General features: G+C 31.6%; 16 protein-coding genes. 6 read left to right on the top strand and 10 right to left on the bottom strand.

Going from position 1 to position 15,924, the window contains the following annotated elements; all coding sequences use genetic code 11:
• The first annotated feature begins 19 nt into the window (after window positions 1-19).
• Both FP421_RS03335 and FP421_RS03340 read left to right on the top strand, forming a co-directional pair.
• On the top strand, window positions 20-418 hold the full coding sequence (locus FP421_RS03335) for a DUF805 domain-containing protein (RefSeq protein ID WP_159947579.1): 399 nt from the start codon (window positions 20-22) through the stop codon (window positions 416-418).
• Window positions 419-532: 114 nt separating this feature from the next.
• The gene (locus FP421_RS03340) at window positions 533-1,744 is read left to right on the top strand and encodes a multidrug effflux MFS transporter (RefSeq protein ID WP_159947581.1); all 1,212 of its coding nucleotides are present in this window, start codon (window positions 533-535) and stop codon (window positions 1,742-1,744) included.
• A gap of 11 nt (window positions 1,745-1,755) precedes the next feature.
• Here FP421_RS03340 and FP421_RS03345 read toward each other — a convergent pair whose 3' ends face one another.
• A complete protein-coding gene (locus FP421_RS03345; protein ID WP_159947583.1) occupies window positions 1,756-2,316 on the bottom strand; it encodes a DUF4251 domain-containing protein in 561 nt (186 codons plus the stop codon).
• Window positions 2,317-2,419: 103 nt separating this feature from the next.
• On the opposite strand from FP421_RS03345, the gene FP421_RS03350 reads away from it, so the two are divergent.
• Complete coding sequence (locus FP421_RS03350) at window positions 2,420-3,124, top strand: pseudouridine synthase (protein ID WP_159947585.1); 705 nt, start codon at window positions 2,420-2,422, stop codon at window positions 3,122-3,124.
• Here FP421_RS03350 and FP421_RS03355 read toward each other — a convergent pair whose 3' ends face one another.
• From FP421_RS03355 to FP421_RS03370, 4 genes are all read right to left on the bottom strand, one after another.
• The gene (locus tag FP421_RS03355; protein WP_159947587.1) at window positions 3,125-3,310 is read right to left on the bottom strand and encodes a CPXCG motif-containing cysteine-rich protein; all 186 of its coding nucleotides are present in this window, start codon (window positions 3,308-3,310) and stop codon (window positions 3,125-3,127) included.
• 1 nt (window position 3,311) lies between these two features.
• Window positions 3,312-5,297 carry an alpha-ketoacid dehydrogenase subunit alpha/beta gene (locus FP421_RS03360; RefSeq protein WP_159947589.1) on the bottom strand — a complete coding sequence of 662 codons (1,986 nt, stop codon included), beginning with the start codon at window positions 5,295-5,297 and terminating at the stop codon, window positions 3,312-3,314.
• A 114-nt stretch (window positions 5,298-5,411) separates the two neighbouring features.
• The gene (locus FP421_RS03365; protein ID WP_159947591.1) at window positions 5,412-5,891 is read right to left on the bottom strand and encodes an Lrp/AsnC family transcriptional regulator; all 480 of its coding nucleotides are present in this window, start codon (window positions 5,889-5,891) and stop codon (window positions 5,412-5,414) included.
• Between the two features lie 76 nt (window positions 5,892-5,967).
• Complete coding sequence (locus tag FP421_RS03370) at window positions 5,968-7,026, bottom strand: M14 family zinc carboxypeptidase (protein ID WP_159947593.1); 1,059 nt, start codon at window positions 7,024-7,026, stop codon at window positions 5,968-5,970.
• 345 nt (window positions 7,027-7,371) lie between these two features.
• Between FP421_RS03370 and FP421_RS03375 the strand changes: the two genes are divergently transcribed.
• Window positions 7,372-7,722, top strand: coding sequence for a helix-turn-helix domain-containing protein (locus FP421_RS03375; protein WP_159947595.1), 351 nt, complete (start codon window positions 7,372-7,374; stop codon window positions 7,720-7,722).
• 265 nt (window positions 7,723-7,987) lie between these two features.
• Complete coding sequence (locus FP421_RS03380; RefSeq protein WP_159947597.1) at window positions 7,988-9,508, top strand: sulfatase; 1,521 nt, start codon at window positions 7,988-7,990, stop codon at window positions 9,506-9,508.
• A gap of 147 nt (window positions 9,509-9,655) precedes the next feature.
• On the opposite strand, the gene FP421_RS03385 is transcribed toward FP421_RS03380, so the two are convergent.
• The 5 genes from FP421_RS03385 to FP421_RS03405 form a co-directional block, all read right to left on the bottom strand.
• Window positions 9,656-12,094: a M1 family metallopeptidase gene (locus FP421_RS03385; RefSeq protein ID WP_159947599.1), complete on the bottom strand. Its 2,439-nt coding sequence runs from the start codon at window positions 12,092-12,094 to the stop codon at window positions 9,656-9,658.
• Window positions 12,095-12,241: 147 nt separating this feature from the next.
• A complete protein-coding gene (locus tag FP421_RS03390) occupies window positions 12,242-12,778 on the bottom strand; it encodes a DUF4252 domain-containing protein (protein ID WP_159947601.1) in 537 nt (178 codons plus the stop codon).
• 66 nt (window positions 12,779-12,844) lie between these two features.
• Window positions 12,845-13,357, bottom strand: a complete 513-nt coding sequence (locus tag FP421_RS03395; protein ID WP_159947603.1) for a DUF4252 domain-containing protein — start codon at window positions 13,355-13,357, stop codon at window positions 12,845-12,847.
• 39 nt (window positions 13,358-13,396) lie between these two features.
• The gene (locus FP421_RS03400; RefSeq protein WP_159947605.1) at window positions 13,397-13,819 is read right to left on the bottom strand and encodes a hypothetical protein; all 423 of its coding nucleotides are present in this window, start codon (window positions 13,817-13,819) and stop codon (window positions 13,397-13,399) included.
• On the bottom strand, window positions 13,806-14,315 hold the full coding sequence (locus tag FP421_RS03405) for an RNA polymerase sigma factor (protein ID WP_159947607.1): 510 nt from the start codon (window positions 14,313-14,315) through the stop codon (window positions 13,806-13,808). Before FP421_RS03405 ends, FP421_RS03400 begins: the two co-directional genes overlap by 14 nt.
• 165 nt (window positions 14,316-14,480) lie before the next feature.
• Here FP421_RS03405 and FP421_RS03410 point away from each other — a divergent pair, with 165 nt between their 5' ends.
• A complete protein-coding gene (locus FP421_RS03410) occupies window positions 14,481-15,923 on the top strand; it encodes a S41 family peptidase (protein ID WP_159947609.1) in 1,443 nt (480 codons plus the stop codon).
• The last annotated feature ends 1 nt before the right edge of the window (window position 15,924 follow it).

The following is a 15,924-nucleotide window of genomic DNA, read 5'->3' on the forward strand; positions in this document are numbered from 1 at the left end:
TCAACAAAAACTATAAAAAATGAATTGGTATTTAAAAGTATTAAAACAATATGCAGATTTTTCTGGAAGAGCAAGACGTAAAGAATATTGGATGTTTACGTTATTTCATGTCATATTTACTTATGCATTTATGTTTCTTTTTGCTTTAATTGGTGGGGCTTTGGACACACCTTTAATGTTGTTGCTTATGTATGTATACCCTTTAGCGGTATTTATACCTGCCTTGGCTGTAGCTGTAAGAAGATTGCATGATACTGGTAAAAGCGGTGTGTATATTTTAGTAGGTCTAATTCCTATAGCTGGACCAATTTGGTTGTTGGTGTTATTATGTATGGAAGGTGAATATAAAACCAATCAATGGGGTAAAAACCCGAAAGATATTAATAGTGTGGAAATAGATTTTATTGGTAAAGAATAAGCATTATTTAAAAGTAAAAAAATGAATAGGATTGCAAATAGCAATCCTATTTTTTTGTCATTATTTTAAGACTTAATTTACGTTAAAACCATTCAATAAAACTAGTTTTGCCAGATGGAGATTAGACAAAAATCAGAATTAGAATTTATTATTGTTATGGCATCTTTAATGTCTTTGGTAGCGCTATCAATAGACGCTTTATTGCCAGCAATTTCAGATATAAGTGTATCAATCCATGTGGTAGATACAACCAATAATCAGCTTTTAATTACCATGATTTTTTTAGGCTTAGGTTTTGGTCAATTAATCTCTGGACCTTTATCTGATAGTTTTGGAAGAAAACCTGTAATTTATGTTGGTTTTATTCTTTTTGCTTTGGCAAGTGTGCTTTGTGTTTTTTCAAATAGCTTAGAAATGATGTTAATTGGAAGAATTTTACAAGGAATTGGGTTATCTGCACCAAGAACCATAAGCATTGCTATGGTTAGAGATCGTTTTAGTGGGAATTACATGGCCAAAGTCATGTCTTTTATTGTTGTCATTTTTATTTTAGTTCCTGTAGTTGCTCCAGCAATAGGGAAACTGATGTTAAATCTATATGGATGGAAATCTATATTTTACAGTCAATTGGTTTTTGGTTTTATTGTAATGATTTGGATGTGGAAACGTCAACCTGAAACTTTAGTAAAAGAAAAGAGAAAGAAATTTAGATTCTCTCTTTTTATAAACGGATCAAAAGAATTTTTAAAGCATAAATATGCTGTAATTTTTACGTTAGTTTCTGGATTTATTACAGGTTCTTTTATGGTGTATTTAAGTGCGAGTCAGCAAATATTTGAAAATCAATACCATTTAAAAGAAGAATTTCCATTTATTTTTGCAGGCTTAGCAATTAGTGTTGGTTTGGCTACTTTTTTAAACGGAACTTTAGTGGTTAAGTTGGGGATGCTAAAATTGGTAACCATTTTTGCTCATATATTTGCAATTATTCCTCTAATATATCTTGTATTGTTTGCAGGTGAAAGTAACCCTAGTATTTTTGTTTTAATCCCTTTTTTTGTGCTTCAGTTTTTTGCTATAGGATTTTTATTCGGAAATACAAGAGCTTTGGCTATGGAACCCATTGGACATATCGCAGGAATTGGAGCTGCAATTAATGGTTTTGTTTCAACAATTATGGCTGTTCCCATCGCAACTTTAATTGGTAGATATGTTACAGATACTGTTACTCCATTATTTGTGGGTTTTTTAATTTGTGGAGTTTTAACAATTGTTTTAATTCAATATTTAAAGTTTCAGCAAAAGAATCATAAACAAGAACTTTAGGTTAAGATTCTTTACTCTTTTTTTACTGTCAGAACTTTCCAATTTCCATTATAATTAATAGTAGATCTATGAGAGCTATTCACTGATAGTGTGGTCGAATAATTGGGATATAAATACAATATAATATCCAAAATTTCTGTTTTAGCTTTCATCGTATATTTTAAAACATATCTATTTCTTTTTTTGTTAAAGGTTTCACTAAATTTTTCAGGAATGCCATTATAAGCCAATCCAATACCACTTGTTCCATAACTACTGCTACTAGATAGTTGTTGTTCTCCGTAATACGGAATATCCATAGCAATACTATCCTTAATAATTTTTAAATAATTATCATTACCAATAAGACTAATACTACCTACAGTACTGCCATTAGGAAGTAAATTTTCTATACCTCTAACATTATTAAATAACCCTGAAGGTTGTGCCCAAATAAATTCGATATCTATTTCTTTTTTAGAAATCATTTCATCAAATAAAGCCATTTGCTCTGGCGTTATGGTGTTTTTAGCGCTTTTACAACTGATAAAAAAAACTGTTATCACTAATAAAAAACACATTATTTTTTTCATAATTCATTGAAGTTTAGACTTATATAAATTTACAAAATCTGTTTGTAAATTGTTTTAAATTTATCATAAATTAAATAGTATTTTTAGAATCTAAAAAGTAATAATGAGTATTCCTGTAATTTTTGAAGATGAGTATATACTTTGCGTGAGTAAACCAAATAATATGGTTGTTCATCATGCACACCTTTCTAGAAATGTATCTGAAGAAATTTCTTTGTTACAAGCTGTTGAAAATGACCAAGGTTTCAAGACCTATCCTATACATCGCTTGGACAGAAAAACCTCTGGAATAATTTTATTAGCCAAAGAAAAAGAATACGTATCTAAATTTCAAGAATTGTTTAGTTCTAACTCAATTCAGAAAACCTATTTTGGAATCGTAAGAGGATTTTCTCCTGAGACCAAAACAATAGATTCTCCAGTAAAAGGAAGAGATGCTAAGGTGCATAAAGAAGCGTTAACCCATTTAAAAACGTTAGCGAATATCACTTTAGAAATTCCAGTAAAGCCTTACGATTCTTCACGATATAGTTTGGTTGAAATGATACCTAAAACTGGAAGAATGCATCAATTACGTGTTCATACTAATAAAATTTCTCATCCTTTAATTGGTGATCCAAAATATGGAGATAAAAATCATAACTTGATGTTTGAGAAAAATTTTGACTGTAAAAATCTCTTTTTACATGCAGGGAAATTAGAATTTGTTCATCCTTTTACGAATGAACAATTATCTTTAATTGCTGTTTTCCCTAACGATTGGAGTACCCTTTTTAAGGAATTTAATTGGGAGAATCCTTTAGATTAGCTATTGCTCTATAGATTGTGCATCAAAAGCGATGAGTTCTCCTTGTTCAAAAGTTGGAGAAACCTCTATAGGATTGCAACAGACTTCACAATCTTCGATATAGGTTTGATGGTGAACACTTGCATCAAAAATCATAGAAATGTCTTCCCAACAATACGGGCACTGAAAAAAATGTTCTAATTCCATATTAATAATTGATTACTTCTAAAATATTTTGCAATAATCTATTTTTCCCTAAATATTGATGCTCTAGATTTTTATCAAACGGAATGGGAGTTTCTAAACTCGCCACTCTTTTGATTGGTGCATCTAAATATTCAAAGCAATGTTCTGAAATTAATGCGGAAATATCACTAGCAATTCCACCAAACATAGAGTCTTCTTGCACAAGAATCACTTTTCCTGTCTTTTTTACAGATTGATAAATGATCTCTGTATCTAAAGGTTGTAATGTTCTTAAATCAATGATATCAGCAGAAAACTCTTGATTTTTAATTTCGTCTAAGATCCAATGAATAGCAGCGCCATAACTAATAATTGTAACTTTATTCCCTTCTTTTACTAAAGCTGCTTTCCCAATTTCTGTGGTAAAATAATTCTCTGAAACATCATCGTAAATTGAGCGATACAAGGCTTTATGTTCAAAAAACAATACCGGATTTGGATCATGTATCGCTTCAATTAACAAGCCTTTAGCATCCTGGGGAAAAGCAGGATACACTACTTTTAAACCAGGAGTTTTGGTAAACCAAGCTTCATTAGTTTGACTGTGAAAAGGACCAGCTCCTACACCTGCACCACAAGGCATTCGTATCACAACATCTGCATTTTGATTCCACCTGTAATGAGATTTTGCTAATAAATTTACAATAGGATTAAAGCCAGAACTCACAAAATCTGCAAACTGCATTTCCATAACCGCCTTCATTTTATTGACAGATAATCCATAAGCAGCTGCAACAATAGCAGATTCACAAATAGGCGTGTTTCTAACACGTTCTTTACCAAATTGAGAGACAAAACCATCAGTAATCTTAAAAACACCACCATATTCAGCAACATCTTGCCCCATGACAACTAAATTATCATAATGTTCCATAGATTGTTGCAAACCCTCTGAAATGGCATCTACAAAGCGAATTCTCTTTTTTTCTTCTGATGGAATTACAGCTTTATATTGATGTTCTTGAAACACATCATTCAATTCATGCTCTAAATTAGGTGTAATAGCTTCCTCATCAAAAGCAATTTGTAAATTTTCATTGATTTCATGGATGATTTCTTCTTTTAAGGAAACTTCAAGTTCATCTGTAAGAAGTTGTTCATTCTTTAAAAATTCTTGATAATTTTCTAAAGGATCTTTAGCTGCCCAGTAATCTAAAGTCTCTTGAGGTACATATTTTGTACCACTTGCCTCTTCATGACCTCGCATTCTAAAGGTTTTAAACTCCAATAAAATAGGTCTTGGGTTTTCTCGAACACTTTTTGCCAATGCAGAAACTTTTGTGTATACTTCAAGAATATTGTTTCCGTCAATAACATGGTTTTCCATTCCGTAACCAATACCTTTGTCTGCAATATTGGTACATTTAAACTGTTCAGAAACTGGTGTAGATAAACCATACCCATTATTTTCTATACAGAAAAGTACAGGCAAGTTCCATACCGCAGCAACATTTAAAGCTTCGTGAAAATCTCCTTCACTTGTACCTCCTTCACCCGAAAAAACAGCACAAACTTTATTGTTTTCTTTTAATTTGTTGGCTAGTGCAATTCCGTCTGCAACCCCTAATTGTGGTCCTAAATGCGATATCATACCCACAATGTGATGTTCTTGAGTTCCGAAATGAAAACTTCTGTCTCTCCCTTTGGTAAATCCGTTCATTTTACCTTGCCATTGCGAAAAAAGACGATACAAGGGAATTTCTCTTGTGGTAAAAACGCCTAAATTACGGTGCATGGGTAAAATATACTCATCATTTTCTAGAGCAGAAGCAACCCCTACAGCAATTGCTTCTTGACCAATACCCGAAAACCATTTTGATATTTTACCTTGTCTTAAAAGAATGAGCATTTTTTCCTCAATTAAACGAGGTTTTAACATTCTTTTGTACAACTCAAGTAAAGTATTGTCTTCTATAGACTTTTTAGTAAAGAGAATTTTATCAGTCATTAATTATACATATCGCAATCAATCTAACAAACATAACGATAAAACTATAAAATCCATAAAAAAATCCTTATCGTTTTACAGATAAGGATTTTAATTTATGATGAAATGCTTTTTCTACAATTCTTTAAAAATTGCGTGCATCATTCTCTTTTTATCATTGATGCTTTCTTCTAGTGCTATCATAGTTTCTGTTCTATTAACACCAGGAATGTCATCAATTTTATAGATAATATCTTTAGCATCGTTAGTACCTTTTGCTCTTACTTTACAAAAGATATTATACTTGCCAGCAGTAACATAAGCTACAGTTACATTTGGTATGCTTTTTAAATCTTGAATTACATTTTGAGTCATTGACGTTTTTTCTAAAAATATTCCAACATGAGCAATAAAAGAATACCCCATTTTTTCATAGTTCAACGTTAATGTAGAGCCCTGAATAATACCCTCATCTTCCATTTTTTTAACACGAACGTGAATGGTTCCTGCTGAAACTAATAATTGTTTTGCGATGTCAGTAAATGGAGTTCTTGCATTTTCTATAAGGATGTCAAGAATTTGATGGTCGATTTCGTCTAAAATAAATTTTTTCATATTTTATGTATTATTCAATTTATAATACAAATTTATGAATTAAATTTAATTAAACAAGCACAAAACTAACAAATACTTAATTTTTTTTAGCTTCGAAAACGATTTCGGAGTGTCCAATCTTAGATTTTAGACTATTTTCACCTACTTTGTTTAATTTTGATACAAATTTACCATCTAAAATCTTGTCTTCATATTGATAGGCAACATCCTCTTTTGTATTTGGAAATCGATGAATGACATCAAAAAATAGTTTCTCGTTATTCGGAATGTCAAAATACTTTTCATAATTATTGAATGAAAATGATTTGGCAATGTGATATACTCCCTGCAAAATGGAAAAGAAAGTATATTTTCTACTCTCTTCTCTAGGATAATCATCTGGATAATGACCAGATTCTATCAAAATAGTATTGTAGCCTATTTTTTGAAAATTATCTCCAGTAGCGGTTGGATAAAACTCGTCTGTATATCTCCCTACAAAATTAGGAATTAACTGTTGCAGTAAAGAATTCATCGCAACAATTACATCCATGGTTTGTATTCTGCCTTTGGTTAATCTTCTTGTAATTTCTTCTGATGGCGCTAAAAAAGAAATGGTTGCAGGGTTTTTAGTGCCTTCTACTCCAAAGATGGTTCTTTGATCGTGTAAATTGAAACAAAACTGCGGATGAAAGTCTTCTAAGACACTTCTTAGTAGTTTGCTCTCTTTGGCACTTCTGTCTACGGCATCTCTGTTTAAATCGATTTGATTAGCATTTACTCTTGTATAAGCTAATGCTCCATCAGGATTTAGCATTGGTATAAAAACTAATGTACATTGCTCTAAAATTGTAGAAAATACTTCGTGGTTAGATGACAAAAAACAATTAAATAAATCGAATAACGCTTTTGTTCCTGTGCTTTCGTTACCATGCATTTGCGACCACAACAATATTTTCTTCTCACCATTACCAATTTTTAATTGCATGATGGGTCTGTTCTCTTCAGATGTTCCTATTTGAGAAACTTCAAAAACAGAGGTGTATTTAGAAAACAGTTGTTCTAAGTCTTTAAACGTAATCCATTTTCCATGCAACGAGTTTTCTTTATGCGTTGCATAAATCTCTTTTATAAAATCGATTGATAAGGTATTCATTTGGTTGTATAAATATTTTTCAAAATTAGGGTATTTACAATTGTCATCAAACTAAAATATTACAATTGTAAATTGTGAAATTGTTACAATTGTAAAACAAAGACTCAATTACAATTGTTACTTTTGTAACAGGATTTAAAAATACACGTTTTATCATTGCATCACTATAATCAATAGCATAAATAATAGCAATAAATAAAATATAAAAAACACATTATTAGTTTATTATAAGCTTTAACTAAAGTTTTAATTTAATATCAATCAGTTGATGTATATACTTTTTAAAGAATACCTTTTGCTGTTGTAGTTAGATTATTTACATTTGTATAAATCATAAATATTACAATGGTAAACATAGCTGAATTTACTGCTCGATTAAAAAAAGTAATGGAATTCCATCAACTTTCTGCTTCTACATTTGCAGATAAAGTGAGTGTGCAACGCTCTAGCATTTCTCATATTCTTTCTGGAAGAAATAAACCAAGTTTAGATTTTGTAATGAAAGTTACTGCAACTTTTAAGGATGTAGATTTGTATTGGTTGTTAGATGGAAAAGGAAGTTTTCCTAAAAATGAAATGACAAGCTCACCTACTACTCCATCTTTATTTGCCTCTGAAACAGAAAATACAGGAAAAAAAATACAACGTATTGTTGTTTTTTATAATGACGGTACTTTTGATGAGTACAAGAAATAAGTGTTTTTACCTATTGATTTTTTAACAATAAAACACGAACTTCGCTAACGCCGAATATAAGTCATTAAAACGACGTCATATTCGTATTAAGTTGGCAATAATTAGCTAGGGGGAGATTCATCCTATAATTGATAAATAGATAAAGAAAAACCTTATATAATCGTTAATGCTTATAAAGTCCAAACTATAGGAAAAGATTATATCGACTTAATTTTTTCTAGAGAATTTTAAAAGCAGACTTATCACAAATAAAAACAATTAAATTATGATTTGGAAATTCAGTCTTTTATTCACTACATGTCTTGTACTATTAGTAGGGTGCGCTACAAAAAAAGAAGAAAAAACAAACGCAACAAAACCCAACATTGTCTTTATTCTGATTGATGACATGGGTTGGAAGGATTTGGCTTGCATGGGTAGCAAATACTACCGTACACCCAACATAGACCAGCTGGCGTCTGAAGGGATGCTTTTTGAACAAGCTTATTCAGCCGGTCCAGTATGCTCTCCTTCTCGAGCGGCTATACTCTCGGGGCAATATCCTGCACGCAATAAAATGACAGAAGGGCCTGAAATGAGCCCATCGCCAGATTCGCTTATGGCAAAAAATGATAATAAAGGCAAAAACCTCGAGTGGCTTCCTACCCGAAGTCCTGCCAGAAGAGGTTGTTTGCACCCCGATCAGATTACTTTTGCCGAAGTAATGCAAAGTGCCGGATACAAAACTGGATACCTGGGAAAATGGCATTGTGGATATCACGAGTCGCAATGGCCTGACAAGCAAGGTTTCGAAATGGCTGAAGGCTTTCGAACACTCGCGACGAGAACACATGGGCATTACGGAAGAGATTACATTCCGAAACTGTCATGGGATTTAAAGGGCTTAACTGCTGATGAATACATGGCGGATGCTTTAACACGTCGGGCACAAGAGTTTATTACAGAGCACCAAGCGCAACCGTTTTTATTGGTATTGTCACACTACCTTGTACATGCTCCATTTCAGGCTAAGCCCGAGCTTTTGGAAAAGTGGAAAAAGGTTCCAACTACCGATCAGAATAATCCAACAATGGCAGCCATGATTGAAAGTGTTGACCAAAGCGTTGGTAATATTATGAACACCTTGGAAGAGTTAAATTTAGATGAAAATACAATAGTCATTTTTTCATCAGACAACGGAGGTTATCACGTTGGTACATCAACGTATCCCTTGCTTGGTAGCAAGGCGATGCCCTACGAGGGAAGTTCTCGTGTGCCTTTAATTTTTAAATGGAAAAATAAAATTAAATCTGCAGTAAAAGACTCTACTCCAACTGTTCAGGTGGACCTATACCCTACAATGCTAGACTTGGCAGGTATAAAACCCAATCCAAATCAGCACCTCGATGGAGTGAGCTTAAAACCCATTCTAATGGATAAAGGAAAGCTTAACGAACGTCCCTTATTTTTTCATTTTCCGCATTATAGTGGAGTAGGCTGCACCCCCTTTAGTGCAATTCGTTACCAATCGTGGAAGCTATACCGTTATTACAACAATCATGAGGGTACAACGCAATTATTTAATCTGAAAACCGATCCCTATGAACAAGATGATTTGGCTAAAAAAAGAACTGATATTACAGATTCACTCAACACACTATTAACCGACTGGTTACTAGAAACCGATGCTCCAATGCCAACAATTAATAAGATATATAACCCAAGTGACAGCACTCAATATTCAGGAATGGCAAGCTACCGAAAATCACAAATCCTTAGACAAAGAAGAGAAGCTTTACTTAAATAAAAAAACTATTGCTAACAATGTATAAAAATAATTGCGGGTTAGTGCTTAATCAATGGGCGTTGTGTGTTTGCGTACTCTGATTTTCCTACGGAAAACCCGCGTAAACAAATCCGCAACTATCTTTATACTAGACCATTATCGAAACACCTACAACAATTTCGCCATTGCTTCTTTTATAATAGCTGTGTTTCTTATTTTATTGGGTGTGTTTTTTTGCTCTTGCGTTTGTATCATTCTACGCATTAAGTTGATAACCACCTTATCAAAATTAAAGCCTTTAAATTGCTTTCCTTTTACAACCATATCATCAACAAGGTTTTGTATTGCCTCAGAATTATTACTCTCAGAAATCAGCTTAAATGCTTTTTGATAAATGGCTTTGGTGCTGTCATCACCTGTTAAATACATTCCAGATAACACACTTTTTGCAATAAAAGGCAATTCGTCTGTATTGTTTTCTTCGATAAAAATTCGTGTTAATGGAGTTGCTAAAATTTGTCTGACTTCATCTGGTAATGTTGCCGATTTTTGAATTGCCAATTGCTTGTCTACATAATAGATTGCTACCAAGGCATTTCCTAATACTTTGTACGATTTACTTTCTAAAGCCTTTGCAAAAATAGGTTTTAACTCAGGATCTATTAATTTGCCCAAAGTTTCTATGGCTGCAGCTTGTACCATAGTTTTCGAATCGTTATTGGCAATTTCCATGATTTTCTGAATGGTTGCTCTTTTAGAAAACTTGTTGATTAAATCAATTTTCTCTAATGCTAAAATTCTGATTTTATACGATTTGTCATTCAATGCTTCAGCCACTGCATTAAAAGCATCTTTTTCTTCTTGCTTTTTAGCAACTTCTAACAAAGCTTCTCTACGATCTGAATATTCTTCAGCATTTTTTAGCTGAAAAATATAATCACTCAATACTTTATTTACAGTGATGTCACAGAGTAAAACAGCATCTGCATTCACTTGAATTAACGTTGGCTGTTTTGAATACGGAAATGTAAATGAAGCATCTCTCCCATCCACAAAAACATGATGACGCTTTCTTTTACCGTTTTCAAAAATATCTATGGCAAAAGGAAATTGAAATTCGTTGGCCTGCATTTGTATAACATTTACAGTCACTTTCTTTTGTAGGATATTGTAATCATAAGAAACCTCAATTTTTGGATGACCAGCACCGTAAAACCATTGGTTAAAAAACCAGTTTAAATCCTTTCCTGTGATTCTTTCAAAAATCAATCTTAATTGATGAACTTCTGCACTTTTGTATTTGAATTCGGTTAAATAGGTTTTTAACCCTTCAAAAAAAGCTTTGTCACCTAAGTAATTACGCAACATATGTAAAATTGCGCCACCTTTATTATAGCTTACCAAATCGAACATATCCTCTTGTTCTATATAATTGAAACGCACCAAAGGTTTGTCTGTATTTTGTCCGTTTTTATACGCCTCAATATTTTCAAACATGTGCGTATTTGCATTTAGTTTTCCGTATTTATGTTCTCTCCATAAATACTCACTATAATTGGCAAAAGATTCGTTCAAGGTTAAATTTGCCCAACTTTCTGAAGTGACTAAATTTCCAAACCAATGATGAAATAATTCGTGAGCAATGGTATTTTCTTGAACGTTTTCATCAATCAATTGCCCAGGAGTTTGATATGCCTTATCACTGTGGATGACAGCTGTGGTGTTTTCCATAGCTCCAGAAACGTAATCTCTAGCCACAATTTGGCTGTATTTATTCCAAGGATATTCCACTCCTAAAAGATTTGAGAAAAAGCCCATCATTTCTGGAGTTAACCCAAAAATGTCTTTTGCATACGGAGCATATTTTTTCTCTACATAATACTCAACAGGAATATTTTTGTAGTTGTCTTTGATAATTTCATATTCACCAATTCCCATAAAAAACAAATACGGAGCATGTTTTTGATCCATTTTCCAATAATCTGTTCTATTCGTTCCGTTTTTAGTTTGGTTGATGAGTTTACCATTAGAAAGCGTTACAAATTTATCTGGAACTGTAATGTAAATTTCTTGAGTTGTTTTTTGGTTTGGCGCATCAATAGTAGGAAACCAAGCACTATTTGCTTCAGTTTCACCTTGTGTCCAGATTTGTGTTGGTTTGTTTTTATCTAAACCATCTGTGTTGATAAAATACAATCCTTTGGCATCTGTAATTGCTAGACTCGCTTTAGATTTTACTTTTTCTGGTCTAGCTGTATATTTAATATAAATAGTAAACTCTTCATTACGTTGATATTCTTTAGGCAGATCAATGACCAATTCAAAATCATTATAATTGTATTTTAACTTAGTATTGTTCAGCAATACTTGATGAATTAACATTGCTTTTGCATCTAAAGTGATTGTTTTTGACGGATAAAAATGTGGTTTTGCGGTAACCCAAGCTTCACCATTCATTGTCTTTTCTGCAAAATTGAAGTCAACCTTTAGTTTTGTATGCACTAAGTTGTGTACTTTTTCTCTCTCTGCTTTATAAGTTGAATTTTGCGCAACACTATTCAAAATTGTAAAAAAGAATAGTAAAGGCAACAATTTAGAAAATTTCATATATCATCTTTATCAAGCATCAAAAATAATAAAATTAAAGGTTGATGCTGTTAATGAGCAGTTAAATCCTGCAACATATAACAAAAATGAAAAAAGCTGCAATTTCTAATGAAATTACAGCTTTTTTACTGACTACGAAATAAGATTTTATTTACCATTAAAAAATGCTCCAAAACTTTCTAAGTTGTCTCCATCAAGTTTTACATCATTCATCATTTCAATGATTTTTGCAGGATTCATGTTTTCGCCCAATAAACGTGCAACACCTACTCCAACTTTTTTACTGTATCCAAATGCAATGATTTCATCAATAGCATCTGTATCACCTGTGTAATACACTTTTACATTCATTCCTTTTGCTTTTACAGCTCCTAAGCTTTTATAGGTATCGCTTGTAAAAATGTTTTTTAGTTTTGCCTTTTCAGTTTCATATTCAGAAGTATTATCCTCTGTTTTTTTTAGAAAAGCAACGTTAATTTTTTTAATGCTTTTTAAGGTTTCTTTTACTTCTTCAGAAACGCCTGTCTTTGCCGTTAACATGGAGCCTACTGGTAAGTCTCCATGCATAAAATTTGTTTTGTCTTGGCTTTCTACTAAGTAACCTTGTAATGATTTTTCATTTTTACATGAAGTAACCATTAAGACCAATGCTAAAAGTGAAAGTATTTTGGTAATTTTTTTCATTTTATGTTTTTTTAGTTGATAGACAAAGTCGGATTTTTAAAACCCGACTTTGACATCTGTGTTTACTTATTTTTTTTCTTTCGAAAAAGTATCTGCTAATTGAGACATTTTATTGATGTCTATGTTTCCTGTTAAAGAAACAATTACAGATTCTGAAGCTTTGTTGGTTTGTTTGCTAATACCTTTTACAAACATTAAAACTTCACTTACATAATCTTTATTTTTACCAGTTTTCATGTAAATTTTAACTCTAGAATCGTCTTGCTTTACACGCATAAATTCTGTTAGATTATGGCTTTTGATGGCTTTACTTACCATTACATCCATTTTATCTGCAATAGAAGAGTCATCTGTAGAAAAAACTCTAAGTTCTTTTAACTCTTGAATCATTTGAAACACTTGCATTGCCTCATTATCTTCAATTTTTACATTTTTGAATTTAGAAATCATTTCGAAAGCATCTTTGGTAACTACGACCACATCTACTCCATCCATGTCTTCTAAAGTATCAAAAAAAGATTGTGCGCTGGTTACCATTGGTGCAACTACTAACGCTATTAATATTGCTATTTTTTTCATAATTTCTGTGTTTACTTGGTTTTACTAATTCTACTTGGTTTATTTTAATATTTTATTTACGGTGTTTTCATAGGTATATAAAGTTGCTACTGCTTGTTCTCCTTTTTTAAGGTTAGAAGATAACATACCTAATGCTTTTGTTACTTGCGCAAATTTTTTCTCTGCTTGATATCTTTGGTATTGATCTCTACCAATAAATACGCTAAATAACAATACTACTGATGCTGCTACAGACAACCATTTTAAGTTTCTCTTTTTAGATTTCTTAGGTTCTAACTGAATGGTTTTTGTATACGTTTCATCTTTTGTTGTAGCAAAATAATTAAACATGTACTCGTACTCTTGCAAATGTGGTGCAACATTACCTCCTGTAAAATAGTTTCTTAAGGTTGTTTCTTCTTGCAAAGAAGTTTCTGCGTTTTCGTATTTCTCTACTAATTTTTCTATGTTAGCTAACTCCATAGTTGTGTTTTTTAATGAGTTCTTCTCTTATTGTTTTTCTTGCTCTAGACAATGCTACTCTTACTGCTGTTGGCTTCATATCTACCATTTTGCAGATTTCATCAAAATCATATTGCTCAACATCTCTTAGTTGAATGATAATCTTTTGATTTTCTGGTAAGTTTTCTATCAATTGGTGTACCTGGTTTACACTGTCTCGATGTTCTACTTTTTTATCTAAAGACGTTTCTTTCTCTTTATAATTACTGTGAACTAATGTTAAATTACTTGCCTGTTTACTTTTTAAACGATCATAACAGTAATTTTTTGTCATGGTCATTGCAAATGCTTCAACATTTTTATAATCAGCTATTTTTTCTTTACTTCTCCAAAGTTTAAAGAATAGCTCTTGCGTAGCATCTTCAGCTTCTTCTGTAGAAACTAACAATCTTTTTGCTAGACGAAAGACTTTGTCTTTAAATGGTAAAACAACTTTTAAAAAGTCTGATTGGTTCATTATTTAATTTCGTTTTTATTGTAAATCCGTTTTTAAACTGTTAAATATTATCGGGTTTACATCATTACGACGAGGTAGTATTTATTTTGTTACAAGATATCATAAAAAAAATACTTTTTCTGTTTATATTGCGTTTCAATTAGCATATTTATTTGATTACATAGAATGAAAAATAACATTTATTTGCTTTGTTTTCTAGCAACAATATTCTTTTTTAAAAACTGTACTAAAGTTAGTGAAATACCTGATGATACTGTGGTTTCCGATTTTGTTTGGAAAGGTTTAAATGCTTATTATTTGTACCAAGATCAAATTGAAGATTTATCAGATAGAAGGTTCAATTCTGACCAACAATTAAATAATTATCTTAAAACTTTTACTTCACCTTCAAATTTATTTAACAATTTGTTACTTTCTAATGATTTAAAATCTAGGCTAATAGATGACTATACCACTTTAGAGGAACCAAACATAAGAAGTGAAAAAGGGTTTCAATATAAAGTAATTATAGAACCAGGAACCACAGATAATGTACTATGCTCTGTTTTGTATCATTTACCAAATTCAGACGCTAGAATTAAAGGTCTAAATAGAGGTGATTTTTTTAATGCTGTAGATGGCACCCAATTAACTTTAGCTAATTTTGAAAGCCTACTAGTTAACAATTCTAGTAATCAGTTAACCTTAACTATGGTAAACTTTGATGGTACAACTGTAACCCCAAATGGAAATTTTATAACAGTTGATAACGAAATTTTATCTTCGCCTCCAATTTTGAAAGAAGAATTAATACCACAAAATGGAGACAATATTGGTTATATCTTGTACAACAACGACTTTTCTAAAACTTATTTAAATGATTTAAATAATGTTATTTTAAGATTTAAAAATCAATCAGTTACTAAATTAATTTTAGATTTAAGATACAATATTAGCGGAGGTGGTTTTACAAGTAATATAGCAAAACTAGGTGCTATGCTAACAGAACAATCAGCAGATGCAGTTTTTATCAAAGAACAGTGGAACACAAAAGCACAAACTTGGTTTGAATTGAATCAGCCAGATTCTCTATCAACAAAATTCCCTAAAAACTTAAACTCTTCAACACCTATTAATAGCCTTAACTTAACAGATGTTTATATTATTTTAAATGGAGAAAGTTTTTCTGGATCTTCAGCAACCGAATTATTGATTAATAGCTTAACTCCTTACCTTAATGTTCATATTGTAGGTAACCAAACTATAGGAAATAATACAGGAGCTATTACCTTATACAATTCTGTAGATTACAATTTTGCTTTAAGAAATAATACACATACCTTTGCTTTACAGCCAATAGTGTTAACTTTCTTAAATAAAAACGACCAAGATTATGAAAGTGGTTTTTCACCTAGTCTAAACCTTTGTAATAATGAAGATATTTTAGACTTAGGAGTTTTAGGAAACTCATCAGAACCCATATTAAATCGTATATTAGATTATATATCTAATGGTAGTTTAGGAAACGCTAATTGTAATTCTGACAACTATGATCATATTTTTAACTCAATATCAAAAGAACCTGATTTAGGAGTATTTATTGAACAGATTTTACCAAATACATTATAGA

It is taken from the genome of Polaribacter septentrionalilitoris, assembly GCF_009832745.1.
Taxonomy (GTDB): domain Bacteria; phylum Bacteroidota; class Bacteroidia; order Flavobacteriales; family Flavobacteriaceae; genus Polaribacter; species Polaribacter septentrionalilitoris.